This is a genomic window from Amycolatopsis sp. NPDC004169 (assembly GCF_040610315.1).
GTDB lineage: Bacteria > Actinomycetota > Actinomycetes > Mycobacteriales > Pseudonocardiaceae > Amycolatopsis.
The window spans coordinates 141902-168586 of record NZ_JBEXMD010000019.1 but is presented as its reverse complement, the minus strand read 5'-3'; the positions used below and the strand labels follow the sequence as shown (position 1 = coordinate 168586).

At 71.7% G+C, this 26685-nt stretch carries 24 protein-coding genes; 14 read left to right on the top strand and 10 right to left on the bottom strand.

All coding sequences use genetic code 11. The features are described 5' to 3' along the window. Window positions 1-144 (top strand): fasciclin domain-containing protein (locus tag ABZX11_RS25510; protein WP_354917149.1); only part of this gene is annotated, 144 nt, incomplete at its 5' end. Window position 145: 1 nt separating this feature from the next. Here ABZX11_RS25510 and ABZX11_RS25505 read toward each other — a convergent pair. Both ABZX11_RS25505 and ABZX11_RS25500 read right to left on the bottom strand, forming a co-directional pair. Continuing rightward, window positions 146-1138 (bottom strand): LLM class flavin-dependent oxidoreductase, encoded by a 993-nt coding sequence (locus ABZX11_RS25505; RefSeq protein WP_176175437.1) that lies wholly within the window; start codon window positions 1136-1138, stop codon window positions 146-148. A 45-nt stretch (window positions 1139-1183) separates the two neighbouring features. After that, window positions 1184-1837 (bottom strand): TetR/AcrR family transcriptional regulator C-terminal domain-containing protein, encoded by a 654-nt coding sequence (locus tag ABZX11_RS25500; protein WP_354917136.1) that lies wholly within the window; start codon window positions 1835-1837, stop codon window positions 1184-1186. Window positions 1838-1927: 90 nt separating this feature from the next. Between ABZX11_RS25500 and ABZX11_RS25495 the strand changes: the two genes are divergently transcribed. Then, window positions 1928-2902, top strand: a complete 975-nt coding sequence (locus ABZX11_RS25495) for an NAD(P)-dependent alcohol dehydrogenase (protein ID WP_354917133.1) — start codon at window positions 1928-1930, stop codon at window positions 2900-2902. Here the strand turns inward: ABZX11_RS25495 and ABZX11_RS25490 are convergent. After that, window positions 2899-3828: an alpha/beta hydrolase gene (locus tag ABZX11_RS25490; protein WP_354917130.1), complete on the bottom strand. Its 930-nt coding sequence runs from the start codon at window positions 3826-3828 to the stop codon at window positions 2899-2901. The genes ABZX11_RS25495 and ABZX11_RS25490 overlap by 4 nt on opposite strands. Before the next feature lie 198 nt (window positions 3829-4026). Next, on the bottom strand, window positions 4027-4626 hold the full coding sequence (locus tag ABZX11_RS25485; RefSeq protein WP_354917127.1) for a QsdR family transcriptional regulator: 600 nt from the start codon (window positions 4624-4626) through the stop codon (window positions 4027-4029). A gap of 85 nt (window positions 4627-4711) precedes the next feature. On the opposite strand from ABZX11_RS25485, the gene ABZX11_RS25480 reads away from it, so the two are divergent. Then, the gene (locus tag ABZX11_RS25480; protein ID WP_354917146.1) at window positions 4712-5335 is read left to right on the top strand and encodes a DsbA family oxidoreductase; all 624 of its coding nucleotides are present in this window, start codon (window positions 4712-4714) and stop codon (window positions 5333-5335) included. On the opposite strand, the gene ABZX11_RS25475 is transcribed toward ABZX11_RS25480, so the two are convergent. After that, the gene (locus tag ABZX11_RS25475; protein ID WP_176175443.1) at window positions 5313-5495 is read right to left on the bottom strand and encodes a hypothetical protein; all 183 of its coding nucleotides are present in this window, start codon (window positions 5493-5495) and stop codon (window positions 5313-5315) included. The genes ABZX11_RS25480 and ABZX11_RS25475 overlap by 23 nt on opposite strands. 326 nt (window positions 5496-5821) lie before the next feature. After that, window positions 5822-6874 (bottom strand): LacI family DNA-binding transcriptional regulator, encoded by a 1053-nt coding sequence (locus ABZX11_RS25470; protein ID WP_176175444.1) that lies wholly within the window; start codon window positions 6872-6874, stop codon window positions 5822-5824. Between the two features lie 112 nt (window positions 6875-6986). Between ABZX11_RS25470 and ABZX11_RS25465 the strand changes: the two genes are divergently transcribed. From ABZX11_RS25465 to ABZX11_RS25440, 6 genes are all read left to right on the top strand, one after another. Then, window positions 6987-7916, top strand: a complete 930-nt coding sequence (locus ABZX11_RS25465) for a sugar ABC transporter permease (protein ID WP_176175445.1) — start codon at window positions 6987-6989, stop codon at window positions 7914-7916. Between the two features lie 70 nt (window positions 7917-7986). Further along, complete coding sequence (locus ABZX11_RS25460) at window positions 7987-8796, top strand: carbohydrate ABC transporter permease (protein ID WP_176178222.1); 810 nt, start codon at window positions 7987-7989, stop codon at window positions 8794-8796. Window positions 8797-8828: 32 nt separating this feature from the next. Continuing rightward, complete coding sequence (locus ABZX11_RS25455; RefSeq protein WP_354917122.1) at window positions 8829-10175, top strand: sugar ABC transporter substrate-binding protein; 1347 nt, start codon at window positions 8829-8831, stop codon at window positions 10173-10175. Continuing rightward, window positions 10172-11716, top strand: coding sequence for an alpha-L-arabinofuranosidase C-terminal domain-containing protein (locus ABZX11_RS25450; RefSeq protein WP_354917119.1), 1545 nt, complete (start codon window positions 10172-10174; stop codon window positions 11714-11716). Before ABZX11_RS25455 ends, ABZX11_RS25450 begins: the two co-directional genes overlap by 4 nt. After that, the gene (locus ABZX11_RS25445) at window positions 11709-13463 is read left to right on the top strand and encodes a beta-galactosidase family protein (protein ID WP_354917116.1); all 1755 of its coding nucleotides are present in this window, start codon (window positions 11709-11711) and stop codon (window positions 13461-13463) included. The genes ABZX11_RS25450 and ABZX11_RS25445 overlap by 8 nt, the downstream gene beginning before the upstream one ends. Before the next feature lie 78 nt (window positions 13464-13541). Further along, window positions 13542-15485, top strand: coding sequence for an RICIN domain-containing protein (locus ABZX11_RS25440; RefSeq protein WP_354917113.1), 1944 nt, complete (start codon window positions 13542-13544; stop codon window positions 15483-15485). 54 nt (window positions 15486-15539) lie between these two features. Here ABZX11_RS25440 and ABZX11_RS25435 read toward each other — a convergent pair whose 3' ends face one another. Beyond that, window positions 15540-15875 carry a DUF3140 domain-containing protein gene (locus ABZX11_RS25435; RefSeq protein WP_176175450.1) on the bottom strand — a complete coding sequence of 112 codons (336 nt, stop codon included), beginning with the start codon at window positions 15873-15875 and terminating at the stop codon, window positions 15540-15542. Window positions 15876-16050: 175 nt separating this feature from the next. On the opposite strand from ABZX11_RS25435, the gene ABZX11_RS25430 reads away from it, so the two are divergent. Next, window positions 16051-16776, top strand: a complete 726-nt coding sequence (locus ABZX11_RS25430) for a GAF and ANTAR domain-containing protein (RefSeq protein WP_176178223.1) — start codon at window positions 16051-16053, stop codon at window positions 16774-16776. A gap of 111 nt (window positions 16777-16887) precedes the next feature. Here the strand turns inward: ABZX11_RS25430 and ABZX11_RS25425 are convergent, their stop codons facing one another. Next, window positions 16888-17766, bottom strand: a complete 879-nt coding sequence (locus tag ABZX11_RS25425; protein WP_176175451.1) for a MurR/RpiR family transcriptional regulator — start codon at window positions 17764-17766, stop codon at window positions 16888-16890. Window positions 17767-17883: 117 nt separating this feature from the next. Between ABZX11_RS25425 and ABZX11_RS25420 the strand changes: the two genes are divergently transcribed. From ABZX11_RS25420 to ABZX11_RS25410, 3 genes are read left to right on the top strand one after another with little or no spacing between them, the layout of a single operon-like run. Then, window positions 17884-19275, top strand: a complete 1392-nt coding sequence (locus tag ABZX11_RS25420) for an MFS transporter (RefSeq protein ID WP_354917110.1) — start codon at window positions 17884-17886, stop codon at window positions 19273-19275. Beyond that, window positions 19272-19694 carry a GAF domain-containing protein gene (locus tag ABZX11_RS25415; RefSeq protein ID WP_354917107.1) on the top strand — a complete coding sequence of 141 codons (423 nt, stop codon included), beginning with the start codon at window positions 19272-19274 and terminating at the stop codon, window positions 19692-19694. Before ABZX11_RS25420 ends, ABZX11_RS25415 begins: the two co-directional genes overlap by 4 nt. Then, window positions 19691-20899: an amidohydrolase family protein gene (locus ABZX11_RS25410; protein ID WP_354917104.1), complete on the top strand. Its 1209-nt coding sequence runs from the start codon at window positions 19691-19693 to the stop codon at window positions 20897-20899. The genes ABZX11_RS25415 and ABZX11_RS25410 overlap by 4 nt, the downstream gene beginning before the upstream one ends. Here the strand turns inward: ABZX11_RS25410 and ABZX11_RS25405 are convergent, their stop codons facing one another. Beyond that, entirely contained in the window at window positions 20900-21964 is a 1065-nt protein-coding gene (locus tag ABZX11_RS25405) for an aldo/keto reductase (RefSeq protein ID WP_354917101.1), read from the bottom strand. It abuts the gene before it with no gap. A gap of 82 nt (window positions 21965-22046) precedes the next feature. Continuing rightward, window positions 22047-23549, bottom strand: coding sequence for a tannase/feruloyl esterase family alpha/beta hydrolase (locus ABZX11_RS25400; protein WP_354917098.1), 1503 nt, complete (start codon window positions 23547-23549; stop codon window positions 22047-22049). Window positions 23550-23685: 136 nt separating this feature from the next. Here ABZX11_RS25400 and ABZX11_RS25395 point away from each other — a divergent pair, with 136 nt between their 5' ends. Then, on the top strand, window positions 23686-26595 hold the full coding sequence (locus ABZX11_RS25395) for an AAA family ATPase (protein ID WP_354917095.1): 2910 nt from the start codon (window positions 23686-23688) through the stop codon (window positions 26593-26595). Window positions 26596-26685: the final 90 nt, after the last annotated feature.

The window sequence follows — 26685 nt, the reverse complement described above, 5'->3', positions numbered from 1 at the left end:
ACCGCCGGCGGCCCGGTGAAGATCGAGGGCTCGGGCGAGAACATGACGATCAACGGCGCGAAGATCCTGTGCGGCAACATCCCCACCAAGAACGCGACCGTCTTCGTGATCGACAAGGTGCTGACCCCGGGCACCAACAAGTGATCTAACGTCCGAGCAGGGGACCCAGGCGTTCCGCGATGTCGGTGAGGATCTGCACGTAGTCTTCGTGTTCGAAGGTGAACGGCAAGGCGAAAGCCACCTCGTCGATCTCGCGGAACGCCTGGTGTGCGTGCAGGCGCTCGGCGATTTCCGCGGACGTGCCGACGAAATCGGGGGAAAACAGCATCCGCGCGGGACCCTGCGGTTCCGCAGTGCGCGGCAGCCGTTTTTCGGCGTAAGCCTCGTATTTCGCGCGCTGTTCCGGTGTCGCGCTGTCGGTCGGGATCACGACGAGCCCCTGCGAAATGCGCCCGGCGGGGTGGTGCTCGCGGAAGGTCCGGATGTGCGAAAGCTGGATTTCGGCGAAGTCGGTGCTTTCGCTTTCGGCCTTGACCACGCTGCTGGTCAGGAAGTTCATCCGGTGCTTGCCCGCCCACTCCGCCGAGCGCAGGCTCGCGCCGCCGTACCAGAGCCGGTCGCCGAGGCCGGGTGCCTGCGGCTGGACGCGGTCGGAGAACACCTCGAAGCCCTGGGTGCCGCTGAACCCGGTGGCCGGCTCGCCGCGCACGAAGTCCAGCAGCCGTTGCACGCGGTTGTAGGAGAAGTCCTCGGCGTCCGCGGTGTCCGGGTAGAGGGCGTGCTTGACGTCGTCCCAGCGCATCGGCGGGCCGACGCTGAGCCCGGGGTTGAGCCGCCCACCGGAGAGCAGGTCGACGGTGGCGAGGTCCTCGGCCAGCCGCAGCGGGTTCTCCCAGCCGAGCGGGATCACCGCGGTGCCGAGCTCGATCCGGCTGGTCCGCTGCGACGCGGCGGCCAGCACGGCGACCGGCGAGGAGATGCCGTGCTGCAGGTGCCGGTGGCGCACCCAGGCGCTGTCGAACCCGAGCCGCTCGCCCAGTTCGATGATCTCCAGCGTCGACTCGTGGCCGCGGCGCGGGTCGGCCGGGTCGAACAGGCCGATGGTCAGGAAGCCGAGCTTCCGCAGTGGTCGTGACACGGTGTCGATTCTGCCCCCGGACGGCCGGATGTCCCAGCTGGTGGACTAGCGCAGCCGGTCGAGACCGTCGAGGACGAGGTCCAGGCCGAACTCGAACTCCGCCTGGTCGTCGCACCAGCCCAGGGTCGAGTCCGGGTCGTCGTGGGCGATCTCGGCCAGCATCCCGACCAGGTTCGGCAGCTGGGCGGCCAGTTCCGCGGGGACGTCGGCCGACGCGCCGGCGTTCGGGTCGAACAGCTCCTGGCTGAACCCGAGCGCGCGGCTGCCCAGCGCGTGCAGGGCGTGGTGGATCCGGTCGTGGGAAAATCCGCCTTCGCGCATCAGGCCGACCAGGCCGTCGTAGTACTTCAGCACCGCGAGGCTCGTCGCCGAGCGCGTGCCGAACAGGCCGGGCGCCCAGCGGTGGCGGAGGAACACCTGCCGGGCGGCGAGGATGCGCCGCCGGGCCGTCTGCTTCCAGTCCGGGCCGGGTGCCACCCCCGCCACGGCGTCGTTGACCTCCTCGGCGACCACCTCGACGATCCCGTCGAGCACGTCTTCCTTCTTGGCCACGTGGTAGTAGAGCGACATCGCCTCGGCGCCGAGGTCCTCGGCCAGCCGGCGCATCGTCACCGCGCCCAGGCCGTGCTCGTCGGCGAGCGCGACGGCCGCCCGCAGCACGCGTTCCCGGCTCAGCGGGATCCGGGCTTCGGTGGTCACGGAGTGATCGTACAACGTAAGTCCTCCTTGACCCGCCGCTCGGCCCGGAGCTAACTTACGACGTACGACTTACAACGTAAGGGAGACGTCATGAAGGCTCTGGTGCAACGCGCGTATGGCCCGCCGGACGGCTTGACCTGGGAAGACGTGCCCGAGCCGGTGCCCGGTCCCGGCGAGGTGCTGGTGCGGGTGCACGCCACTTCGGTCAACCCGTACGACTGGCACTTCCTCAGAGGCGAGCCGTACGTGGCCCGGCTGATGACCGGCGGGTTCGGCCTGCGGCGCCCGCCGGTGGGCGTGCTCGGGTGCGATCTGGCCGGCCGGGTCGCGTCGGCGGGCGAGGAGTTCGGGCCCGGCGACGACGTCTACGCGCTGCTGCCGTGCGGTGCGCACGCCGAGTACGTCTGCGTGCCCGAAGACCTGCTGGCGCCGATGCCGTCGAACCTCACGCACGAGCAGGCGGCGGCGATGCCGATGGCGGCCGTCACCGCGCTGGTGGCCCTGCGGGGTGTCGAAGCCGGGCAGCGGGTGCTGGTCAACGGCGCTTCCGGCGGGGTCGGCACCTTCGCCGTCCAGCTGGCTCGGGCGCTCGGGGCGCACGTCGACGCCGTCTGCGGCGCGGCCAACGCTTCGGCGGTGCACGCACTCGGCGCGGAGCACGTCTTCGACTACCGGGCCGAGGACTTCACGCGCAGCGAGCGCCGCTACGACGTCCTGCTGGACATCGCCGGCAGCCGGACGGTGTTCGCCTGCCGCCGGGTGCTCGCGCGGACCGGCACGTTCGTCGCCGTGGGCGGCCCGGCCGGACGGTGGGTGCAGCCCGCGGGGCACGTCTTCGCCGCACTGGCGTCCGGCCCGTTCGCCCGGCGGCGGGTGGTGCTCGCGGATGCGGTGGCGTGCCAGGACAAGGCGGCCGCCCTCCGCGAGCTGGCCGGCCTGGTGGAGCGGGGCGCGGTCACGCCGGTCGTCGACCGGAGCTACCCGTTCGACGACCTGCGCGCCGCGTTCGTTCACTCGGAATCAGGGCACGCCAAGGGCAAGGTGGTCGTGACCCTCGGCGGCTAGCCGTTGTGCGGGCAGTTGCCCCGGTAGTCCGAAATGGACAGGTCGGTGCGGGGGATCGGGCAGAGGAACTGCTCGTAGCGGGTGTCGTTGTCGATGAACCGCTTGAGCCACGACAGCGTGTACTTCGCGATCGTCGTGTTCGGCGAGTTGGGCGCGAAGTGGCTGGCGCCGCGCAGTTCGAGGTACGCGCGGTCCAGAGTGGACGGAAGACTCGTGTAGAACGGGATCGAGTGGGTCGCCACCGGCGCGACGGTGTCCGACTGCGCCCCGACGACCAGCGTCGGCACCTGCAGCGTCGACCAGTTCTTCGTCAGGTTCCAGCCGGTCAGCGGCACCGCGGCCTGCAGCGACGGGCGTGACCGCGACGCTTCGAGCGTGCCGCCGCCGCCCATGGAGTGCCCGACGACGCCGAGCCGGCTGCTGTCGATGCGCGAGCGCACCGAGCTCTGCTGGGTCAGGTAGTCCAAGGAGGCCAGCAGCTGCCTGCCGCGGCTGTCGGGCTGGTCGGAGGTGGTCAGGGTGTCGATGGTGAACACGACGAAGCCCTGCGAAGCCAGGCGCGGGCCCAGCCAGGCGATGCTCGACTGGGTGGCGGTGAAGCCCGGCGCGATCGAGATCGCGCCGAACGTGCCGGCGGTCGTGGTCGTCGGGTAGTAGATGGTGCCGCCGCCGAAGCCGGAGACGGCCAGCCGCGACACCGTGTCGGTGCTGGTCGCGAAGGAGCCGCGGGTGGCTTCGATGCTGGCCGTGGTCGGGTCGGGGCCCCGCTCGTAGGGGTTCGCGGCGGCGGGCGCCGGCGCGGCGACCGCGGTGGTCAGCGCCAGCGCGGCCAGCACGACGCCGGTGGCCTTGGCGCGCCACGGCCGGCGGCGGGAAATTTTCTCACGCAAGCCGGACGTCGTCGGCGGGCCGGTGAGTGCAGACATGGATCGCTCTCTTTCCCCGGGCAGGCGAAAGCGCGCCCGGACACAGACGGGCGGATCGGCAGAACTGGTGCACGGCAACGGGAAGACATGCCGCGGGCGGGGTGCGGGGTAACCGCTTTCCCGTCGCCTATGAAACACCTTGGCGAAATGTTCCACATCCTCCGAACGGGGGAGTGGTCTGACGAACTGGGCGGTCGCTCAGTGCACCCGGACCGGATCCAGGGCGCCGCGAACCAGGGTGTCGATCAGCGTCGTCGCGACGGTCAGGTCCACCGAGCGGGCGGCCAGGACGTCGGAGTAGAGGAAGGACTCGCCGAGCCGGACGACCGCGAAGGCCAGGTCCGGCAGCCCGACCAGCGGGGCCAGCCCGGCCGCTTCGGCGTCGGCGTGGAAGAGCTCGACGTGCGCGTCGACCAGCCCGGGCTGGACGGCACCGCGCGGATCGGTGAGCACGCGGAGCGCGACGTTCGACTCCGCTTCGATGAGCTTGCGCATGCCTTCGCTGCCGGCGACCTCGCGGCGGTAGGCCTCCATGACCCAGAGGCAGCGCAGCCGGCCGTAGGGGGTGCGGACCGCGTCGCCGTGTTCGGCGCGCCAGCCGTCGAGCGCGCGCTGCCAGGTCCGGTCGGACAGCAGCCGCAGGGCGGCGCCCATCAGGTCGTCGCGGTTGCCGACGCGGCGGAAGAAGGTGGTGCGCGAGATCCCGAGCTCGGCGGCCATCCGGCCGAGGTCGAGGCGCGTCCCGGCCATCAGCAGGCGGGCGGCGTGCCGGACGATGTCGTCGGTCGAGACGGTCACCGCGCCAACCCTAGTCCGCTGGTGGAGGCCGGTTACCTTGAAGTGCGCGGCATCCCTTCGGTTAGCTGGGTGCGTGCGCGTAGACATCTGGTCCGATCTGGTCTGTCCCTGGTGCTACCTCGGCAAGCGCCGCTTCGAGCGGGCGGTGGCCGAGGTGGGTGCCGACGTCGAGGTGGTGCACCACTCGTTCCAGCTCGACCCGTCGTTCCCGCGTGGCAAGTCCCGGCCGACGCGTGAGGTGCTGTCCGAGAAGTACGGCCGCACCCTGGAGGAGGCGGACGCGATGGAAGCCCAGATGGAGGAGCGAGCGGCGGCCGACGGCCTCGAGTACCACCTCGACGGCGTCCACATGGGCAACACGGTCGACGGCCACCGCCTGGTCCACCTCGCGGCTTCACACGGTCTGGCCGATGCTGTCGTGGACAGGTTCTACGCGGCGCACTTCACCGAGCGCCGGTCGCTGTTCGACCGCGATTCGCTGGTGTCTTTGGCGGCGGAAGCGGGTCTGGACGCAGCCGAGGCGCGGGCGGTGCTCGAGTCCGACGCGTACGAAGCGGAAGTGGCGGCGGACGGAGAGCAGGCCCGCGCCCTCGGCGCGTCCGGCGTCCCGTTCTTCGTGATCGACCAGCGCTACGGCGTGGCGGGCGCCCAGTCGACGGAGGTGTTCGCCCAGGTGCTGCGGCAGGTCAGCGCCGCCGCCGCCGGGTGAACCGCGACCGGTCGGTGGCGATGCCGGCCAGGTGCAGGGCAACGCACAGCAGCCCGGCGGTGGTGAGGGTCCCGGTGGTGATCACCGGCCCCAGTCCGAACCCGGCGAGCTCCATGAGCAGGGCGAGCCCGAAGAGAACGGCGGCGAGAATGGCGAGCATGACAGCCTCGTTTCCGTGCGGTGGCGCCGAATGGTCTACGCCACTGGGACGTTGGGGGTACCGGGGTTCCCGGCTTGGTGGCCGGTAATTCCCCCGCCCCGCCCGCCTGAAACGACCAATTCCCCGCCGGGCCCGTCGCCTCGCGTACCCAGAGAGTCGGTTCGCGTACCCAGGCGGTCGGTTCGCGTATCCGGAGGGTCGGTTCGCGTGCTCGAGCGGGCATCACCTGTGATCGGAGGGGCATCACGCGTGATTGGCGGGGCATCGCGCTGATGCCCGCCTGATCACGCGTGATGCCTTTCGGGACACGCGTTATACCCCCGCAGTCACGCGGGGGGTGGGGCGGTGCTGGACCGGATGACCAGCTCCGTCGGGAGCAGGACCGGTTCGCCGGCCTCCGTGCCCGTCTCGATTTCGGACAGCAGGGCGTGCACCGCGTGCCGGCCCACCGCCTCGAACGACTGGCGGATCGTCGTCAGCGGGGGCCAGAAGTGGGCCGACTCCTCCATGTCGTCGAACCCCACCACGCTCACCGACGCCGGCACCTCCCGGCCCGTCTCGTGCAACGCGCGCAGCAGCCCCAGCGCCATCTGGTCGTTCGCCGCGAACACCGCCGTCACCGCCGGGTCCGCCGCCAAGCGCAAGCCCGCCCGGTAACCCGACTCCGGCGACCAGTCGCCGGCCACCACCGGGGGAACGGAACGGCCCGCGCGTTCCAAAGTGGCCTGCCACGACTTCCGGCGCCGCTCCGCCGAATACGACTGCGGGGGCCCCGCGATGTGCCAGACCGTCGAATGCCCCAGTGACAGCAGGTGGCTGGTCGCCCGGGCCGCGCCGTCCGCCTGGTCGTTGTCCACCACCGGGTAGTCGTACCGCGCGCTCGAGTCGATCACCACCACCGGAAGCCCGTGCGGCAGTTCGATTTCGCTTTGGTCAAGCTGGTGTTGCTCGATGAGGATGATGACGCCGTCGACGGCCTGCTCGTTCAGCGTGCTGAACGCCCCCGTCACCTCGCCCTGGGTCGGGCGGGTCACCGGCATCAGAATGATCGAGAACCCCTCGTCGACGACCGCCGCCGCGATGGCGTCGAGGGTGCGGCTGTTGCCGAACGTCGGGAGGGCCGAAATGATCACACCGATGCTGCGGAACTGGCCGTTGCGCAGGGCGCGGGCCGCGCTGTTGGGCCGGTAGCCGACGCGCCGCATCGCGGCCAGGACCCGCTCGCGTGTCGCGTCGTCCACATTGGTCTTGCCGTTCGCGACGCGGGACACCGTCTGGCCCGACACCCCCGCCTCGCGGGCCACGTCCGCCATCGACGGGCCCCGGCGCCGCGCGGGGCCGGGTGCGGACGACGTCGCTGTCTGGCGCGGCACGGTCACTCCTCGGTGTCCTGGACATGTTTACGTCAACACGTTACTCTGCGGCCGTCCATGTTGACGTAAACATCCCGCCGGGTCCAGCACCCGGCACACGCGATCACTCGGAGAGACGATGACGTCCACAGCGGCTCCGCCCGTCCCGGTGCCCGCGCGCCGGGCGCCCGCGGCCCGCCGGCCGCGGCGGAAATGGCGGGGCTGGCTCTTCGTCGCCCCCTTCATGCTGGTGTTCGCGCTGACGTTCATCGCGCCCGTCGTGTACGCCTTCGTGCTGAGCCTCTTCCGGGACCAGGCCTTCTTCGGCGGCACGGTTTTCGTCGGCGCCGACAACTACGTCCAGGTCTTCGGCGACCCGAAGTTCTGGGAAGCGTTCCGCCGCGTCCTGGTGTTCCTCGCCGTGCAGGTGCCGATCATGCTGGTGCTCGCGCTGATCGCCGCGCTGGCGATCGACAGCGCCCGGCTGCACGCCGCCGGCTTCTTCCGGATCGTGATCTTCCTGCCGTACGCGGTCCCCGCCGTCGTCGCCGCGCTGATGTGGGGCTTCATCTACGGTGACCACTTCGGACTCGCCGCGGACCTGAACCACCTGCTGGGCACCGACTCCGTCAAGCCGCTGTCGCAGAACTGGCTGCTCACGTCGATCGGGAACATCGTCACGTGGGAGTTCGTGGGCTACAACATGCTCATCTTCTACTCCGCGCTGAAGGTGATCCCGAAGGAACTGTTCGAAGCGGCCGCGATCGACGGCGCCGGTACGTTCCGCACGATCCTGTCGGTCAAGCTCCCCGCGATCCGCGGCGCCATCGTGGTCGCGACGATCTTCTCGATCATCGGCAGCTTCCAGCTGTTCAACGAGCCCAACATCATGCGCAACCTCGTGCCCAACATGATCGTCACGAACTACACGCCGAACATGTACGCCTACAACCTTTCCTTCAACGGGCAGCAGTACAACTACTCCGCCGCCGTCGCCATCGTGATGGGCGTGATCACCGCGGTCATCGCCTACGTCGTGCAGCTGCGCGGCTCCCGGAAGGAGATGTGACGTGGCCGTCCTTCCCAAGACGCGGTTCTCGGTGACGAAGCCCCGGAAGTCGCGTGTCCTCACCGGCTTCATGGCGCTCTACCTGCTCTACACCCTGGTCCCGCTGGTGTGGCTGATCATCAACGCGACCAAGACCCAGCCCGCGCTGTTCTCGACGTCGGGCCTGTCCTTCGGCGACTCGTTCGCCCTGTTCGACAACATCGGCAAGACGTTCGGCTACAACGACGGCATCTTCTTCCGCTGGCTCGGCAACACCCTGCTGTACGTCGTGGTCGGGGCCGGTGGCGCGACGATCCTCGCCACGGCCGCCGGCTACGGGCTGGCCAAGTATCGCTTCCCGGGCCGCCGCGGCGTGTTCGCCGTCGTCCTCGGGGCCGTGGCCGTGCCGCCGACCGCGCTGGCCGTGCCGACGTTCCTGATGTTCAGCAAGCTCGGGCTGACCAACACGCCGCTGGCCGTCATCATCCCGTCGCTGATCAGCCCGTTCGGCCTGTACCTGATCTGGGTCTACGCCGCCGACGCGATCCCGGACGAGCTCCTGGAGGCGGCGCGGATCGACGGCGCGGGCGAGCTGCGGATCTTCCTCACCGTGACCCTGCGCCAGCTGGTCCCCGGGATCATCACGGTCACGCTGTTCACCATGGTGCAGACGTGGAACAACTACTTCCTGCCGCTGATCATGCTCAGCGAGCCGAAGTGGTACCCGCTGACCGTCGGGCTCAACCAGTGGAGCGCGCAGGCCAACGGCGCCGGCGCCCAGCCGATCTTCAACCTGGTCCTCACCGGGTCGTTGCTCACCATCATCCCCCTCGTCGTCGCTTTCCTGCTCATGCAACGGTTCTGGCAGTCCGGGCTGAGCGCCGGAAGCGTTAAGCAGTAACCCGCCGTCACACCGCCGTGAAGGGACACTCGATGTCACGCATCCGCAACCACGCCAGGGCGGCCGCCGCCCTGGTGCTGGCCGCCGCTCTGGCGGTCGGCTGCTCGTCCGGGGGCGGCTCGTCGTCCGCGCCCGCCGCCGCCACCGGCAGCCAGGACTCCGTCGACGCCGCGCTGAAGGCCGGCGGCGAGATCACCTACTGGAGCTGGACGCCGTCGGCGAAGGACCAGGTGGCCGCGTTCCAGAAGGAATACCCGAACGTCAAGGTCAACTACGTCAACGCGGGCACCAACAAGGACGAGTACACCAAGCTGCAGAACGCGATCAAGGCCGGCTCGGGTGCCCCCGACGTCGCCCAGATCGAGTACTACGCCCTCCCGCAGTTCGCGCTGACCGACTCGCTGGTCGACCTCAACTCCTACGGCTTCGGCTCGTTCGAGAAGGACTACAGCGCCTCCACCTGGGCGCAGGTCAAGAACGGCAACGGCGTCTACGGCCTGCCGCAGGACTCCGGCCCGATGGCGCTGTTCTACAACAAGGAGGTCTTCGGCAAGTACGGCATCGCCGTGCCGAAGACCTGGGCCGAGTACGTCGACGCGGCCAAGAAGCTGCACACCGCCGACCCCACCAAGTACATCACCGCCGACACCGGGGACGCCGGGTTCACGCTGAGCATGATCTGGCAGGCGGGCGGGCACCCGTTCTCCGTCGACGGCCGGAACGTGAAGATCAACTTCGGCGACGAGGGCACCAAGAAGTGGACGTCGGTCTGGAACCAGCTGGTCGAGGGCAAGCTGCTCTCGCCGATCGCGGGCTGGTCCGACGACTGGTTCCGCGCCCTCGGCGACGGCACCATCGCGACCCTGCCGACCGGCGCCTGGATGCCGGGCAACTTCATCTCCTCGGTGACCGCGGGCAGCGGGAAGTGGGCCGTGGCGCCGATGCCGACCTACGACGGCCAGAAGGCGGTCACCGCGGAGAACGGCGGCAGCGCCCAGTCCGTGGTGAAGCAGAGCAAGAACCCGGCGCTGGCCGCGGCGTTCGTCCGCTGGCTCAACCACGGCGGCGGCGTCCAGCCGTTCATCAAGAGCGGCGGCTTCCCGTCCACCACGGCCGACCTGTCCTCGCCCGCGTTCGTCGACGAGGCGCTGCCGTACTTCGGGGGCCAGAAGGTCAACCAGGTGCTGACCCAGGCGTCGAAGGACGTCGCGCCGGGCTGGACCTACCTGCCGTTCCAGACCTACGCCAACAGCATCTACAGCGACACCGTCGGCAAGGCCTACCTCGCGAACACCGGCCTCGACGCCGGGCTGGCGGGCTGGCAGCAAGCGCTGGTCGACTACGGCAACCAGCAGGGCTTCACGGTCAGCGCCGGATGACCGTCGACATCGAAGGTGACGCGGGCCAGGTCATCGGCCCGGTCCCGCGTCGCCTCTTCGGCTCGTTCGTCGAGCACATGGGCCGGTCCGTCTACACCGGGCTGTACGAGCCCGGCCACCCCACGGCGGACGACCGCGGCTTCCGCGGTGACGTGCTGGAGCTGGTCCGGGAACTCGGCCCGACCGTGCTCCGCTACCCCGGTGGCAACTTCGTTTCCAGCTACCGCTGGGAAGACGGCGTCGGGCCGGTCGAATCACGGCCGGCCCGGCTGGACCCGGCGTGGCACAGCGTCGAGTCCAACCGCTTCGGCCTGCACGAGTTCGTCGCGTGGGCCGAAGCCGCGGGTGCCGAGGTGATGTACGCCGTCAACCTCGGCACCCGCGGCATCCAGGAAGCCGCCGACGTCTTGGAGTACTGCAACATCGACGGCGGCACCCGGCTGAGCGAGCGGCGGCGCGCCAACGGCGCCGAGCGCCCGTTCGGCTTCAGGCTGTGGTGCCTGGGCAACGAGATGGACGGCCCGTGGCAGATCGGCCACAAGACGGCCGAGGAGTACGGCCGCCTGGCCGCCGAGACCGCCCGGCTGATGCGGATGATCGACCCCGGCCTCGAACTGGTCGTCGCCGGCAGCTCGCACGCCGACATGCCGACGTTCGGCGAGTGGGAGCGCACGGTGCTGCGCCACACCGCCGAGCTGGTCGACCACATCTCGCTGCACGCCTACTACCAGGAGCTGCACGGCGACACCGACAGCTACCTGGCCAGCGGGGCGGCGCTGGACCGCTACATCCGCACGACCGCGGGTGTCATCGACGAAACCCTCGCCGAGCTGGGCCTGGACAAGAAGATCGGGATCAGCGTCGACGAGTGGAACGTCTGGGACCTGCGCCGCTGGAACGAGGTCGACCAGGCGAAGCTCGCCGAGGGCGGCTGGCGGCAGCACCCGAGGATCATCGAGGACACCTACACGGTGACCGACGCGGTCGTCGTCGGCTCCTTGCTGAGTTCGCTGCTGCGCAACGTCGACCGGGTCACCATGGCCAACCAGGCGCAGCTGGTGAACGTCATCGCGCCGATCCGCTCCGAGCCCGGCGGCCCGGCGTGGCGGCAGACGACGTTCCACCCGTTCCGGCAGGTGGCCTCGCTGGCCGGTGGGGCGAGCCTGCGCCTGTCCGTCGACGGTGACCGGTTGCGCACCGCGCAGCACGGCGAAGTCGACCTCGTCGACGTCGCCGCGACGGTCGAGGATTCCGGCCGCGGGGCGGTGTTCCTCACCAACCGCGCGACGGCGTCTCCGACCGAGGTGCGCCTCCGCCTGCGCGGCGCCCGGTTCGGCGTGTACGCCGCCGAAACGCTGACCACTCCGGATGGCGAGACCCGCCACGCCGTGAACACCGCCGACTCGCAACCGGTCCGGCCGGTGCCGCTACCCGGCACGGTCGCGACGTCCGTTCCCGGGGGGACCACCATCACCGTGACACTGCCACCCCTGTCCTGGACCGTGCTGCAGCTGACCCCGCAGGCGGGCCCGGATGCCTGAGTTCGCCATCGGGGAGCACGACTTCCTGCTCGACGGCCGTCCGTTCCGGATCCTTTCCGGTGCCCTGCACTACTTCCGGGTGCACCCGGACCTGTGGGCCGACCGGATCGACAAGGCCCGCCGGATGGGGCTCAACACGATCGAGACGTACGTGGCGTGGAACGCGCACGCCCCCGAGTCCGGCGTGTTCGACCTCTCCGGCGGCCTCGACCTCGACCGCTTCCTGCGGCTCGTCGCCGACGCCGGGATGTACGCGATCGTGCGGCCCGGCCCGTACATCTGCGCCGAGTGGGACAACGGCGGGCTGCCGGCCTGGCTGTTCCGGGACCCGTCGGTCGGCGTGCGCCGGTACGAGCCGAAGTACCTGGACGCGGTCCGCGACTACCTGAGCAAGGTGTACGAGGTCGTCGTCCCGCACCAGATCGACCGGGGCGGGCCGGTGCTGCTGGTCCAGGTGGAGAACGAGTACGGCGCGTTCGGCGACGACAAGCGGTACCTGAAGGCGCTGGCCGAGCACACGCGCGCGGCCGGCGTCACCGTCCCGCTGACCACAGTGGACCAGCCGACGCCGGAGATGCTGGCCGCGGGCAGCCTCGACGGACTGCACCGCACCGCGTCCTTCGGTTCCGGCGCCGAGGCGCGGCTGGCGGTCCTGCGGGAGCACCAGCCGACCGGACCGCTGATGTGCAGCGAGTTCTGGAACGGCTGGTTCGACCACTGGGGCGCCCACCACCACACGACCCCGGCCGCGGACTCGGCGGCGGAGCTGGACGCGCTGCTCGCCGCGGGCGCGTCGGTCAACCTGTACATGTTCCACGGCGGCACCAACTTCGGTCTTACCAACGGCGCCAACGACAAGGGCGTCTACCAGCCGCTGATCACCTCCTACGACTACGACGCGCCGCTGGACGAAGCCGGCGACCCGACGCCGAAGTACCACGCCTTCCGCGACGTGATCGCCCGCTACCACAAGGTGCCCGACACGGTCCCGCCGCCGGCCCGGCCCGCGCCGACGCCGTCCGGCGCGCTGGGCGACCCGGTGCGGCTGCTCGACGCCCCGGAACGCTGGGGCACCTGGGAGTTCCACGAGGAGCTGCCCGCGTTCGACGACCTGATGCCGATGCCGCAGCTCGCGCTGCTGCGCACGCGGATCGAGGGCGACCGGCCCGGCGTGCTGACCTTCGGCGAGGTCCGCGACCGCGCCACGGTGTTCTTCGACGGCGACCTCGTGGGCACGCTCAGCCGGGACCACCACGAGCGCGCGATCCCGTTGCCGCGCGCGACCGGCGAGCTGCTGGTGCTGGTCGAAGACCAGGGCCGCGTCGACTACGGGCCGCGCATCGGCGAGGCGAAGGGCATCATCGGCGGGGCGTCGCTGCACGGCGAGCCGCTGGCCGGGTGGGACGTGCTGCCGTTCGACCTGGCCGCGCTGCCTTCGCTGCGCCCTTCGTCGCCGTCGTCCGTGGCGGGTGCCGTGGCGGGGCCGGTGCTGCTGCGCGCCGACATCGATGTCGACGAGCCAGCCGACCTGTTCCTCGACACCGGCGAGTGGGGCAAGGGCGTGGCCTGGTTCAACGGGTTCGCGCTCGGCCGGTACTGGCGGCGCGGTCCGCAACGGACGCTGTACGTGCCGCGCCCGGTGGTCCGGGCCGGCGCCAACGAACTGGTCGTGCTGGAACTCGGCACGATGCTCGACCCCGCGGCCCGCTTCGTGCCGCGGCCGCTGCTGGGCCACACCGAGGCCTGAGAAAAGTCCCCACCGCACCCGAAGGGCAGTTCGACGATGAACTTGCGGCGTTTGCTCACCGTCCTTTGTGTACCTCTGATGGGCGGCGCGGTCGTGGCCGCACCGGCGGAAGCGGCCACCGCCGTGACGGTCAAGCCGGATCCGACGTACCGGCAGCAGCCGTTCGACGGCTGGGGCGCCAGCCTGGCGTGGATGGCCGAGGCGACCGGCGGCTACCCCGATGCCGTCCGGAACAAGCTGGCCGACCTGGTCTTCGGCCCGGACGGGCTGAACCTGAACATCGCCCGGTTCAACGTCGGCGGCGGCAACGCCCCCGACGTCCCGTCGTACCTGCGTGCGGGGGCCGCGGTGCCGGGCTGGTGGAAGGCGCCGGCCGGCACCACCCGCGCCGACAAGGACTGGTGGACGCCGGGCGACCCGGCCGAGTTCGACCCGAAGGCCGACCCCGACCAGCGCTGGTGGGTCGACAAGATCAAGAACCAGGTCACGAAGTGGGAGGCGTTCAGCAACTCGCCGCCGTACTTCCAGACCGTCTCCGGGTACGTCTCGGGCGGCTTCAACGCCACCGACGAGCAGCTGCGCGCCGACAAGATCGGCGACTTCACCGCGTACCTCACGCAGGCGGTGCGCACCCTGGAAAAGGCGCACGGCATCAAGTTCGCGTCGGTGAACCCGCTGAACGAGCCCAACACGAACTACTGGAAGACCACGCTCGGCGCGGACGGCAACCCGACCGGCGGCCGTCAGGAAGGCGCGCACATCGGCCCGGCGGTCCAGTCGCAGCTGATCCCGGCCATGGCCTCGGCGCTGAAGGCGGCCGGCTCGCGGGCGATCGTCTCCGCCCCCGACGAGACCAACCCGGACATCTTCGCCGCGGACTGGGCAGGCTGGTCGGCCGACGCCCGCGCCGCGGCGGGCCGGCTCAACGTGCACACCTACGGCACCGGCAACCGCCCGGTCCCGCGCGACCTGGCCAAGGGCGCGGGCAAGCCGCTGTGGATGAGCGAGGTCGGCGGCAGCTGGCTGGACCGGCAGGACTTCACCGACATGGACCCCGGCCTCGGCATGGCCAAGCAGATCACCGACGACCTGCGCCTGCTGGAACCGAGTGCGTGGGTCAGCTGGCAGCCGATCGAGGACTACAACAACATGAAGCCGGGCGGCGAGTCCGCGGCCGGGATGAACTGGGGCGAGATCCAGGTCCCGTTCGACTGCCCGGCGAACGCCACGCTGCAGACGTGCCGGATCAGGACGAACACGAAGTTCAACACGATGCGGAACTTCACCCACTACATCCGGCCGGGTGATCGCCTGATCGGGGTGGACGACACCGCGTCCACGGTGGCCATGCGCGGCGAGGACCTCGCGACGGTGGTGCACACCAACGCGGGCACGGACGCCCAGGACGTCACGCTGGACCTGTCGGGCTTCCGGAACGTCCGGCCGGGCGCCTCGGTGACGCCGGTCGTCACCGATGTCACGGGGGCGCTGAAGCGGGGTAAGCCGGTGAAGGTGACGTCTTCCCGCGTGACGCTGCGGGTGCCGGCGCGTTCGGTGACGAGCTTCCTCGTCAACGGCGTCTCCTCGGCCGCGGCGGGCACGGGCATCGGCTCGGGCAAGCCGGTCAGCCTCACCGGCGTGCAGAGCGGCAAGTCGCTGTCGGCGGAGAACGGCTCGCTGGTGCAGCGCACGACGGACGCCTCGGCGGCGGCGCAGCGCTGGACGCTGACCGACCGCACGGGCTGCCACGGCAACCGCGACCGGTTCACCATCACCAACGCCGGCACGGGCCAGGTGCTCAGCACCTCCGGCGGCGCGGTGACGCTGGCCGCCGCGGGCACGGGCGACCCGGCGGCGGAGTGGACGCTGTCCACCACCGGCGACGGCACCTGGACGTTCGTCAACGCGGGCACCGGGCAGCTGCTCGACGTCATCGGCGAGTCGCGTGCGGACGGCGCCCCGATCGGGCTGTACAAGCCGACCAACGGGCCCAACCAGCGCTGGCAGGCCGTCGCCCGCTGAGTGCGCACCCCGTGAAGGCCGCCACCGGCTCGCCGGTGGCGGCCTTCACGGGCGTCAGGCGGGTTTCAGCGGGTCGTGGCCGATCGACATCAGCCGGTGCCGCCAGTGGGCCTGGCCGGCGGTGGGTTCCAGGTCGTCCCGGCGCTCGGAGAGCACCCGGTCGACCACCTTGCGCATCACGTCCGCGTCGTGTTCGTCCACGTCGGTCCGCCGTTTGCGCAGGACGCCCAGTACCTGGTGACCGGTCAGGGGGCCTGCCTCGTCGGGGAGCGGCTCGGTCTCCGGGCCCGCGTCGCGGGTGCGCAGCCAGTCCTCCAGCTCGCGGGAGGTCATGTTCACCACCCGGTGGAACTCCGCCCACAGCTCGTCGTCAACAGCCGGATTGTCCATGTCCGGCGGCTACCCGGCGCGGCCTACGTCAAACCGCGGTCCCGCGGCCGGTAGAATTCCTCCGGACCCGTTGAAACGCCAGCGGTGGTCTCTGTTGACGCTGCTGGCGAGCCCGAACCCGTGCTCGCCGCTTGACGCATGGGAGGGGTGGGCCTTGCCGACCACTGGCGACGGCATGGCGGCGCGGGTCGACGAGCTGAACGCGGTGCTGGCCGATCTCGTCGGGGTCCTCGAATCGATGTCCGACACGCCCGGCCTGCTCGACGCGGTCTGCGGCGAGGCGGTCCGGGTGGTCCCGGACGCGGACCTGGCCAGCATCATGGTCGTCCGCGACGGTGTGACCCAGACCGCGGCGTTCACCGACGAGCGAGCCCGGCGCATCGACGACGTCCAGTACGCGGCAGGCGACGGACCGGGCCTGCTGGCGGCACTGACGGGCGAAGTGGTCCGCGTGGCGGTCCCCGAGACGGGCGACCAGTGGCCCGAATTCGTGGCGGCGGCCAAGGAACTGGGCGTGGGCAGCTACCTGGCGGTCCCGCTGCGGGTGGACGACACGCTGGTGGGCGCGATCACGCTGTTCGGGTTCGAGAGCCACGGCTACCACGAGTTCGACACGAAGGTGCTGCGCCTGTTCACGTTGTGCGTGGAGACGGTGCTGCGCCTGACCCGCCGCTACCGCGAGGCGAGGCGGCTGGCGGACGAGCTGCGCAACGCGATGGAGACGCGGGCGGTGATCGAACAGGCCAAGGGCATGCTGATGCTGATCCACCGCGTCAACGAGGACGCGGCGATGCAGCGGCTGATCGTGGAGTCCCAGCACACGAACATCAAGCTGCGGGACGTGGCGGCCCGGTTCACGAAGCGGATGAGCTCGGCGGACGGCGGACCGGCGCGGCACTGAACAGCGCGGATGCGGGCGCGGCCGGGGTCGGTCGCGCCCGCATCCGTATGCGCAGGGGGCCGGGCGGGACCAGGTCGGCGGTGCTCCGGAGCCGGTCGTGGCGCGGTCCGGTCACCCGGATTTCGCGCTCGGCCGCCGGTGCAGCAGGTCGAACCGGGACCACATCGCCTCCGCCGCCTCGATCGAGGCGCTCGTGCGGCCCGGGTCGACCGCCGCCAGCTGGGCCACGATCGCCTGGACCAGCGCCATCCCCGCCGTCAGCGACGGGAAGAACGTCACCCCCTCCGCCGGCACCATCAGCACTTCCTCCGCCGCTCCCGCCAGGGCCGGGCTGGCCGCGTCCGTGATCGCGAAGACCCGCGCGCCGCGGGTGCGGGCCTCGTTCGCCGCCAGGACCGTGCTCTCGTACAGGCGCCAGAAACTGATCGCCACCAGGACGTCGTCCGCCGTGAGCTTGGCCGTCTGGTTGGCCAGTTCCGCGTCGCCCGCCGTCACCGCGTGGACGTCGTAGCCCGCCAGGCGGGCGTTGTGGGCCATCGCCATCCCCACCGCCGCGTAGCTCCCGTCCGCGATCACCAGCGTGCGGCGGGCCGCCGCCACCGCCTGGGCGACCGTCCGCAGCACCGGCTCGTCGAAGCGCCGGTTGAGCAGCGCGAGGCTGTCGAGGTCGCGCCGGAGAGACGCCGACCCCGGTGAGTCGACGCCGCGGTGCTCCTCCGCCACCTGCGGTGCGCTCAGCGACGACATGTACCGGGCGCGCAGCTCCTGCTGCAGCGCCGGCCAGCCCGCGAACCCCAGCGCCTGGGCCGTGCGCGTCACCGTGGCGACGTTGACCCCGGCCAGCTGCGCCAGCTCGGCCGTCGACCCGAACGACGCCCGCCGCGGCTGGGACACCAGGACCTCGAGCACCGCGGCCGACTTCGGGCGCAGCCCGCGCTCGGGCAGCCGGTCGCGCAGCCACGCCTCGAAACCGTCGTCGGTCTCCGCCACCTCGGCGCCTCCCCTCGGGTCGGGTGCACCGTAACGCACCCAGTTTTGCAAAGAACATTGCAGTTTTGACGAACTGCAGTTTATGTTGTCGACACTCCCCGACGGAAGGCGTTCCCCATGACGCTGCTGGCTCGACTGGACCGGCTCCCGCTGAGCCGTCCCCACTACAAACTGCTGCTCATCGGCGGGCTCGGCTACACCTTCGACGGCATGGACTCGGCGGTCGTCGCCTTCCTGCTGCCCAGCGCCAAGGCCGCGTGGCACCTCGACAACGGCCAGCTCGGCCTGATCGGCTCCGCGACGCCGTTCGGCTTCCTCTTCGGCGCCATCGCGGCCGGCCTGCTCGGCGACCGCATCGGCCGCAAGAAGGTCATGATGTACGCGCTGGCCTTCTACGCGCTGTTCTCCGTCGTCGCGTCCTTCTCGCCGAACTACGAGGTCTTCCTCGGCGCCCGCGTGCTCGCCGGGGCGGGCGCGGGCGCCGAGAGCGCGATCATCGCGCCCTTCCTCTCCGAGTTCGTCCCGGCCAAGCGGCGGGGCTGGTTCGTCGGTGCGCTCGCCGGGTTCTTCTCCTTCGGCTTCGTCGCGGCCGCGCTGATCGGGCGGTTCGTCGTGCCGTCGTTCGACCAGGGCTGGCGGGTCGCGCAGCTGGTCACCGCGCTGCCGATCGTGATGCTGCTGTGGTGGCGCCGGTCGCTGCCCGAGTCGCCGCGGTTCCTGCTCGCCAACGGGCGGGCCGCCGAGGCCGAGCACGTCGTGGCCAAGATCGAGCGGGACGTCGAGAAGGCCACCGGCACCACCCTGCCGCCGGTCCCGCCGTCCGGCGCCCAGCCCGCCACCGAGACGCCGAAGGTGAACCTCCTCAGCGCGCTGAAGTTCCTGTGGAGCCCCGCGATGCGCCGCCGGACCGCGGTGATCTGGACCGTCTGGTTCGTGATCACCTTCTCCTACTACGGCTTCTTCTCCTGGATCCCGACGCTGCTGGTGGAGCGCGGCATCACGGTGACGAAGAGCTTCGAGTTCTCGATCATCATCTACCTGGCCCAGGTCCCCGGGTACTTCTCGGCCGCGTGGCTGTCCGAACGGCTCGACCGCAAGCACACCATCGCCCTCTACCTGGCCGGCTCGGCGGTGAGCGCGTTCTGGCTGAGCCAGACGAGCGCGCCGTGGTCGATCACGCTCGCCGGGGCGGTGCTGTCCTTCTTCCTCAACGGCACCTACGCCGGGGTGTACTCGTACACGCCCGAGGTGTTCCCGACCTGGATCCGGGCCAGCGGCACCGGCCTGTCCAGCGCGTTCGGCCGGGTCGGCAGCATCCTCGCGCCGACGATCATCGGCCTGTCCGCGGCGAGTCTCGGCTTCGCCGGCGTCTTCGGGCTGACGACGGCGGTGCTGGCCGCCGGGGTGCTCTGCGTGCTCGTCTTCGGCCTGTCGACCGCGGGCCGCTCGCTGGAGGAACTGACCGAACACGGCGGGCCGAAGGCCGCCGCGAAGGAGATGACGAAGTGAGTCTGTCCACTGTGGAGGAACAGGTGCGCGCCGAGCTCGGCGTGCGGCTGTTCACCGTGCTCGCCTGGATCCCGGAACGCCGGGCGCTGCGCCGCGTGCACAGCAGCCACCCGGCCGAATACCCGGTCGGCGGGGAGAAGACGGTCGAGGTCGCGGCCGGCTGGCTCGAGCAGTGCATCACCGCGCAGGAGCCGTACTTCGGGCCGGACAGGGCGGCGGTGCGGGAGATCTTCGCCGACCACCGGCTGATCGAATCCCTCGGCTGCGGCTCGATCATCAACGTGCCGGTGGTCGACGGCGGCCGGACGCTCGGCGTCCTCAACATCCTCGACGCGGAGGGCGCCTACGACGAGGATTCCGTCGAGGTGGCCGAATCGCTCGCCCCGCTGGCCGTGCCGGCGCTCAAGGAGGAACAGTGAACCTGCTGCTGCGCAACGCCCGCCTGCTCGACCCGCTCACCGGCGAATACACCGAGGGCGACCTCCGGTGCGCCGACGGCCGGATCGCCGAGGTGGGGCCCGGCCTGGCCGCGGCCGACGTGCGGTCGCTGGACCTGCGGGGCGCGGTCGTGCTGCCCGGGCTGGTCGACGCGCACGTGCACGTCACGGCGTCGACCGCCGACCTGGGTTCGCTGTCGTCGACGTCGCCGTCCTACGTGGCCGCGCACGCCGCCCGCACCATGAGCCGGATGCTCGACCGCGGGTTCACCACGGTCCGCGACGCCTCGGGCGCCGACTTCGGACTCGCCGACGCCCAGGCGGAAGGGCTGTTCCGCGGCCCGCGGCTGCTGTTCTGCGGGCGCGCGCTGAGCCAGACCGGCGGCCACGGCGACAGCCGCACCCGCGGCACCCAGGTGCGGGACGACCACCCGTGCTGCGCGGGCCTCGGCCGGGTGGCCGACGGCGAGGACGCGGTCCGCGCCGCGGCCCGCGACGAGCTGCGCAAGGGTGCCCACCACATCAAGGTGATGGCCTCGGGTGGCGTCGCGTCCCCGACCGACCGCATCGACTCGACGCAGTACTCGGCCGGCGAACTGCGCGCGATCGTCGAGGAAGCCGAGGCGGCCAACCGGTACGTGGCCGCGCACGCCTACACCGCCCGCGCGGTGAACCGCGCGCTGGAGCTCGGCGTCCGCTCGATCGAGCACGGCAACCTCCTCGACGACCGCAGCGTTTCGCTCTTCCTGGAGCACGACGCGTTCCTGGTCCCGACGCTGGTGACGTACTGGGCCCTGAAGGAGGAAGGCCGCGAGCACGGGCTCCCGGAATCGAGCTGGCGCAAGGTGGACGACGTCCTCGGCGCGGGCCTGGCGGCACTGGACCGGGCGGCCCGCGGCGGCGTCAAGCTGGTCTACGGCACGGACCTGCTCGGCGGCATGCACCGCCACCAGAACCACGAGTTCCGCCTGCGCGCCGAGGCCCAGTCCCCGCTGGAAGTCCTCCGCTCGGCCACCTCGACGGCGGCGGAGCTGCTGAACCTCACCGGCGAGATCGGGACACTGGCGGTGGGCGCGCACGCGGACCTGCTGGTGGTGCCCGGCGATCCGCTGGCCGACATCGGCGTCCTGGCCGAGCCGGAGAAGTTCCACCACGTCATCCAGGGCGGCGCGGTGGTGTCCGGCTGACTACCAGTTCCGGACGGGTGGCGCGTACCCCGCCGGCTTGTCGCCGATCTTCAGCTCCGGGCTGACGATCCAGTTCTGGTAGGCCGGGGTGAACATCCGGTACACCGACGTCGGCGGGACCGCGCTCGCCTCGTCGAGCTGCGCACGCAGCTCGGCCGGGATCTCGAAGTCGAGCGCGGCCATGCTCGTGCCGAGCTGGTCCGCGCTGCTCGCGCCGACGATCGCCGCCGCGATGCCCGGCTGGGTGGCGACCCAGTTGATCGCCACCTGGGCCATCGTCACGCCCAGCTGGTCGGCCACCGCCTGGAGGGGTTCGAGCAGCTGCCGGTCGCGCTCGGTCCAGGTCGGGGCGTCGCTGAGGCGGCCTGCGCCGCCGTCGCGGTACTTGCCGGTCAGGAAGCCGCCCGCCAGGGGGCTCCACGCCGTGACGCCGAGGCCGAGTGTCTGTCCCATCGGGACGTGCTCGGTCTCGATTTCCCGCTGCACCAGCGAATACGGCAGCTGCAGGTTCACCATCGGCGCCAGCGCGTGCGCCTCCGCGAGCGTCTGCGCCCGCGCCGCGTACCAGCTCGGGACGTCCGACAGGCCGGGGTAGCGGATCTTGCCCGCGCGGACGAGGTCGTCGAACGTGCGCACGACCTCCTCCACCGGGGTGATCCGGTCCCAGGTGTGCAGCAGGAAGACGTCGACGTGGTCGGTGCCCAGCCGGCGCAGCGAGGCGTCGAGCGCGCGGATCATGTGCTTGCGCCCGTTGCCGCCGGCGTTGGGGTCGGCCGGGTCGACGCTGTTGGTGAACTTGGTGGTGAGCACCACCCGGTCGCGGACCCCGGCCTCGGCGATGAGCTTGCCGAGGATCGTCTCGCTTTCGCCCGCGGTGTAGAAGTCCGCGGTGTCGACGAAGTTGCCGCCCGCGTCGAGGTACGCGCGGAAGATCGGGCGGACTTCGGCTTCGGTCCTGCCGTAGGCGGCGTGGAAACCGCCGGTGCCGAAGTTCATGGTGCCGAGGGCGATCCGGCTGACGCGCAGTCCGGACCGGCCGAGGAGGTAGTACTGATCGAGTGCCATGAGCCGAGCGTGCCGAGCCGATTTTGGACCTGCAAGTCCAGTCCGCGAGCGCCGGGGGAGGTGGCGCTCGCGGACCGGGGTCTCAGCGGCAGCGGTAGCTCGACGCCGTGGCCGGGTCACCGCCGGTGTAGCGGGAAACCCGCGGCAGCGGGCACAGGTCGCGGGTCCGGCCGTCCGCGGCCGCCGCCGTCAGCGTGGCCGGCGCCTTTCCGTGCTCGACCCAGTCGACCAGCTGGCCGAGCGCGTTCGTCGGCTCCGGGCCGCCACCGCCGAAGCAGTGCTCGACGCCCGGCGCGAGGAACAGCCGGTAGAAGCCGTTCACCCGCTGCGCGCCACCCATCGTGCGTTCCACCCGATCGCGGTAGGACAGCGTGCCGCTCGGCGGGATCAGCTGGTCGTTCGCGCCGACGAACGTGATCAGCTTGCCGCCCGCGCGCCGGAACGCCGACAGGTCCGGGTCGGACGTGCCGATGACGTCGTCGTACTCGCGCACCGACTGGCGGAACAGGGCCGCGAACTGGGCGTACGTCAGCTTCGAGGTGTCGAACCCCGGCTGCTTCTCCAGGAACGACTGCACCCACTTGACGGCGACCGGGAAGCCCGGCGCGGTCAGCGTCCCGTCGGGGCCGGGCTGGGTGCCGGCCAGCCACGTGAAGTCGGCGCCCTTCGGCAGCCCGGCCCAGAGCCTGCGGCCGTGCTCGTCGGCCGGGCCGGCCCAGATCTTGCGCACGACCTCGGCGTCCGCGGCCGTGACGGTGACCTCGTGGCCGTCGCAGACCACCTTCGTCCCGACCAGGCGGCGCGGGTCGTAGCCGCACTCGTCCGGCCGGTCGACGATGCCGTCGGTCACGCCGTCCTGCGCGTCGCACGCCTGGACCGCGGCCGTCCGGAACGCCGAAAGCACGCAGGAGCTGGGGAAGTCGTGACTTTGGTTCATGACGATCTGCGGCCAGAGGGTCGCGACCGCGAACCGCGTCCAGTCGACGGCGGGCGCGTTGGCCAGGATGCCGTCGAAGTCCTCCGGGTACTTCTGGGCTTCGGAGTAGCCCTGGCGGCCGCCGGTCGAGCAGCCGGTCCAGTAGGAGTACGAGATCGGCCGCTGGTAGTGCCGCTGCGTGACGGCCTTGCCGACCAAGGCGGCTTCGTGCACCGATCGGGTGGCGAAGTTGGTCAGGAGCGTCTGGTCGACCTGACCGTCCTTGACGGCCCAGGACGTGTCGAGGCCGTCCAGGGAGACGCCCGCATCGGTGGTCACGGCGGCGTAGCCGTCCTTGGCCGCCTGCGGGAGCCCGTCGAAGTTCCCGGCGGCGTAGGCGCTGCCGCCGAGGGCCTGCAGCCTGCCGTTCCACCCGGTGTCCGGCAGGGCCACGGCGACCTTGACGTGGTCGGTGCCGGTGTGGGTGAGCGTGACGGTGAGCTCGCAGTACGACGTCCGTGGTGCGGCCTGCACGGATTCGATCTTGGCGCCCGGCGGGGCGGGCACCGCGACGGCGGCGCACGGGGCCGGGGTTGCTGCCGAGGCGGCCGGCTGCGTGACGGTGGTCAGCAGGAGCGGCACGGCGGCGGCGAGAAGGAGGCGTTTCATCGGTCTCTCCGGTCGCTGGACATTGCGGGGGAACGCTAGGGGCGGAGCCCGGGACGCGGCGCCCGTCGGATGACGCTGCCGGCGTACGTCACTCGGCCGTGAGCTGCGGAAACATCGGTTGGGTAAGGTCGTTTCCATGGCGCTGAGCGGGCGGGACTCCGAGCTGAAGGAGCTGCGCGAGCTCGTCGACGGCCCGCAGGACCGCAGCGGCGTCCTCATCCGCGGCGAGGCGGGCATCGGGAAGTCCGCGCTGGTGACGGCCGCGGCCGCGGCGGCGTCGGTCGCCGGGCTGCGGGTGCTCCGGACGACCGGGGCGGAGGCCGAGCGGAACCTGCCCTGGGCGGGGTTGCACCAGCTGCTGTACCCGGTCCGCGCCGGGGTGGCGCAGCTGCCCGAGCCGCAGCGCGACGCCCTCCGCACCGCGCTGGGGCTGGCCGCGGGGGCCGAGCCGAGCGCGTACCTGGTCGGGCTGGCGGCCCTGACGCTGCTGGCCGAGGAGGCGGCGGCGAAGCCGCTGGTGCTGGTGGCCGAGGACGTGCACTGGCTGGACCGGGCGAGCGCGGACGCACTGGCGTTCGTGGCCCGGCGGATCGAGACCGAGCCGATCGTGCTGGTGGCGACGCTGCGGGACGGCTTCGAGTGCCCGCTGCTCGAAGCGGGGCTGGTACCGATGCCCCTGGACCGCCTCGCGCCCGACACGGCGGCGGAGCTGCTGGACGCGGTGGCACCCCGGCTGGCACCAGCGGTCCGGACGAGGCTGCTGGCCGAGGCGGCGGGGCTGCCGCTGGCGTTGACGGAGCTGCCCTCGGCGGTGGCGGAGTTCGACGGGGTGGACCCGGTGCTGCCGCTGACGGAGAGGCTGGAGCGCACGTTCACGGCCCGGGTGGCGGGGTTGCCGGAGGCGACGCGGACGGCGTTGCTGGTGGCGGCGCTGAACGAGACGACATCGTTGACGGAGACCCTGGCGGCGACGGGCAAGCTGCTCGGCGGGGGCGGACTGGCTTCGCTGTCCGGGGGTGGTGCGGAGGCGCTGCTCGGCGCCGGCGAGCCGAGCTCGCTGCTGGGAGCTGGTTCCGGGGCGCTGCTCGGCGCGGGCGCGGTGGAGGCGGGCGAGCCGAGCTCCCGGTCCGAGGCCGGTGCGGCGGCACAGCCCAGCCGGACCTCGCCTGGAGCCGGACAGGCGGTGCTTCGACCGCCCCCGCCGATGTGCGCCGACCCCGCCGTCCTCGCCCCCGCCGTCGAAGCCCGGCTGATCGAGCTCTCCGCCGGGGCCGTCACCTTCCGGCACCCGCTCATGCGGTCCGCCATCCCCGCCGCCGCCACCCCGCTCGACCGCCGGAACGCGCACCTCGCCCTCGTCGAAGCCCTCGGCGGCCAGCCGGATCGGCGTGCCTGGCACCGGGCCGCCGCCACCGCCGGGCCCGATGAGACCGTGGCCGCCGAGCTCGAACGGGCCGCCGAGCGGGCGCGGTTCCGGGGTGGGGCCGCCGCCGCCATCGCCGCTCTCGAACAGGCGGCCCGGCTCAGTGCGCACGCGGACCACCGGACCGACCGGCTGCTGCTGGCCGCCGAACTGGCCGTCGAGTCCGGGCGGCGGGAGACCGCCGAACGCCTGGTCCACGCCGCCGATCCGGCCGATCCCCGGAGGCGGGCCACGGCCGGGCGGGTGCTCAGCGAGTTCGAAGACGGCGTCCGCGAAGACCCCGCCCGCGTCGCCGAACTCGCCAGGACCGCCGCCTCCGTCGCCGCCGACGGGCAGCACGACGCCGCCCTGAGGATCCTCTGGAGCGCCGCCATGCGCTGCTTCTGGAGCGAACCCGGCCCGGAAGCGAGACGGGCCCTCCTGGACGTCGCCGACCGGCTGCCCGTTCCCGGTGACGACCCGCGGATCGTCGCCGTCACCGCGTACGTCGCCCCCTTCGAACGCGGCGAAGCCGTCCTGACCCACCTGCGGACGCTGGTCGCCAGAACCGGCGCCGACCCCGAGGTCGACCGGTACCTGGGCAGCGCCGCGCTGCAGGTCGGCGCCTTCGACCTCGCCGCCCGGTTCTCCGCCGCCGCGGCACCCGGCCTGCGCGCGCAGGGCAGGCTCGGGCTGCTGCCGCGGGCGCTGGCCGTGCAGGCGTGGAGCCGCGTCCGGCTCGGCGACCTGGCCGGGGCCGTCCCCGCCGCGGCGGAGGCCGCCCGGCTCGCGCGGGAGACCGGCCAGCCGTTCATGGCCGGGCTCGCCACCGCCGTCCAGGCCGAGATCGCCGCCCTGCGCGGTGAGCACAAGCAGGCGAAAACCCTCGCCGACGAGGCCGAACGCGCCGGGCTCGCGGCCGGCGCCCGGCCCGTGCTCGCCACCGTCCAGCTCACGCGCGGGCTGATCCACCTCGGCGAGGGCCGGTTCGAAGACGCCTTCGCCGACCTGCGCCGGCTGCTCGACCCTGGCGACCCCGCCTACCAGCTGGCCCTGCGCACGTACTGCGTCGCCGAACTCACCGAGGCCGCCGTCCGGGCCGGGCGGACCGGCGAGCTGCGCGACGTCGTGGCCGGACTCGAGCGCCTCGACACGCCGTCACCCGCCCTGCACATCGGCCTCCGGTACGCGCGGGCCGTGCTCGACCCGGGCGACGAGCGGTTCGCCGAGGCGCTCGACGCCGACCTGGCGGGCTGGCCCGCCGAACGCGGCCGCGTCCACCTGGCGTTCGGCGAGTGGCTGCGGCGGCAGCGGCGGGTCGTCGAGTCGCGGACGCACCTGCGGACCGCCCGCAAGACGTTCGACGCGCTCGGCATCACCGCCTGGGCCGACCGCGCCCGGCGCGAGCTGCGCAGCGCGGGCGAGTCGAGCCCGAACCGCGACCCGGACGCCCGGGACAAGCTGACCCCGCACGAGCTGAGCATCGCCCAGCTCGCCGCGGAAGGGCTCACGAACCGGGAGATCGGGCAGCGGCTCTACCTCTCGCACCGCACCGTCGGCACCCACCTGCATCGGATCTTCCCCAAGCTGGGCGTCAGTTCCCGAGCCGACCTCGCCGGGAAGCTGAAGGCGCTCGAAGGGTGACGTACACCGGCTGCGTCACCCGACGGGCGCGAAGGTCACCGAACCGCTCCTAACGTCGTGAAAGTCCCACGGTCTTTTCGCGCAGGAGCA

Coding starts and splice junctions, on each gene's coding strand:
- ABZX11_RS25495 (WP_354917133.1), top strand. CDS start 1,928: ATGAAGGCTCTGGTGCAACGCGCGTATGGCCCGCCGGACGGCTTGACC.
- ABZX11_RS25490 (WP_354917130.1), bottom strand. CDS start 3,828: ATGTCTGCACTCACCGGCCCGCCGACGACGTCCGGCTTGCGTGAGAAA.
- ABZX11_RS25475 (WP_176175443.1), bottom strand. CDS start 5,495: ATGCTCGCCATTCTCGCCGCCGTTCTCTTCGGGCTCGCCCTGCTCATG.
- ABZX11_RS25465 (WP_176175445.1), top strand. CDS start 6,987: ATGACGTCCACAGCGGCTCCGCCCGTCCCGGTGCCCGCGCGCCGGGCG.
- ABZX11_RS25460 (WP_176178222.1), top strand. CDS start 7,987: ATGGCGCTCTACCTGCTCTACACCCTGGTCCCGCTGGTGTGGCTGATC.
- ABZX11_RS25455 (WP_354917122.1), top strand. CDS start 8,829: ATGTCACGCATCCGCAACCACGCCAGGGCGGCCGCCGCCCTGGTGCTG.
- ABZX11_RS25450 (WP_354917119.1), top strand. CDS start 10,172: ATGACCGTCGACATCGAAGGTGACGCGGGCCAGGTCATCGGCCCGGTC.
- ABZX11_RS25445 (WP_354917116.1), top strand. CDS start 11,709: ATGCCTGAGTTCGCCATCGGGGAGCACGACTTCCTGCTCGACGGCCGT.
- ABZX11_RS25440 (WP_354917113.1), top strand. CDS start 13,542: ATGGGCGGCGCGGTCGTGGCCGCACCGGCGGAAGCGGCCACCGCCGTG.
- ABZX11_RS25435 (WP_176175450.1), bottom strand. CDS start 15,875: ATGGACAATCCGGCTGTTGACGACGAGCTGTGGGCGGAGTTCCACCGG.
- ABZX11_RS25430 (WP_176178223.1), top strand. CDS start 16,051: ATGGCGGCGCGGGTCGACGAGCTGAACGCGGTGCTGGCCGATCTCGTC.
- ABZX11_RS25420 (WP_354917110.1), top strand. CDS start 17,884: ATGACGCTGCTGGCTCGACTGGACCGGCTCCCGCTGAGCCGTCCCCAC.
- ABZX11_RS25405 (WP_354917101.1), bottom strand. CDS start 21,964: ATGGCACTCGATCAGTACTACCTCCTCGGCCGGTCCGGACTGCGCGTC.
- ABZX11_RS25400 (WP_354917098.1), bottom strand. CDS start 23,549: ATGAAACGCCTCCTTCTCGCCGCCGCCGTGCCGCTCCTGCTGACCACC.
- ABZX11_RS25395 (WP_354917095.1), top strand. CDS start 23,686: ATGGCGCTGAGCGGGCGGGACTCCGAGCTGAAGGAGCTGCGCGAGCTC.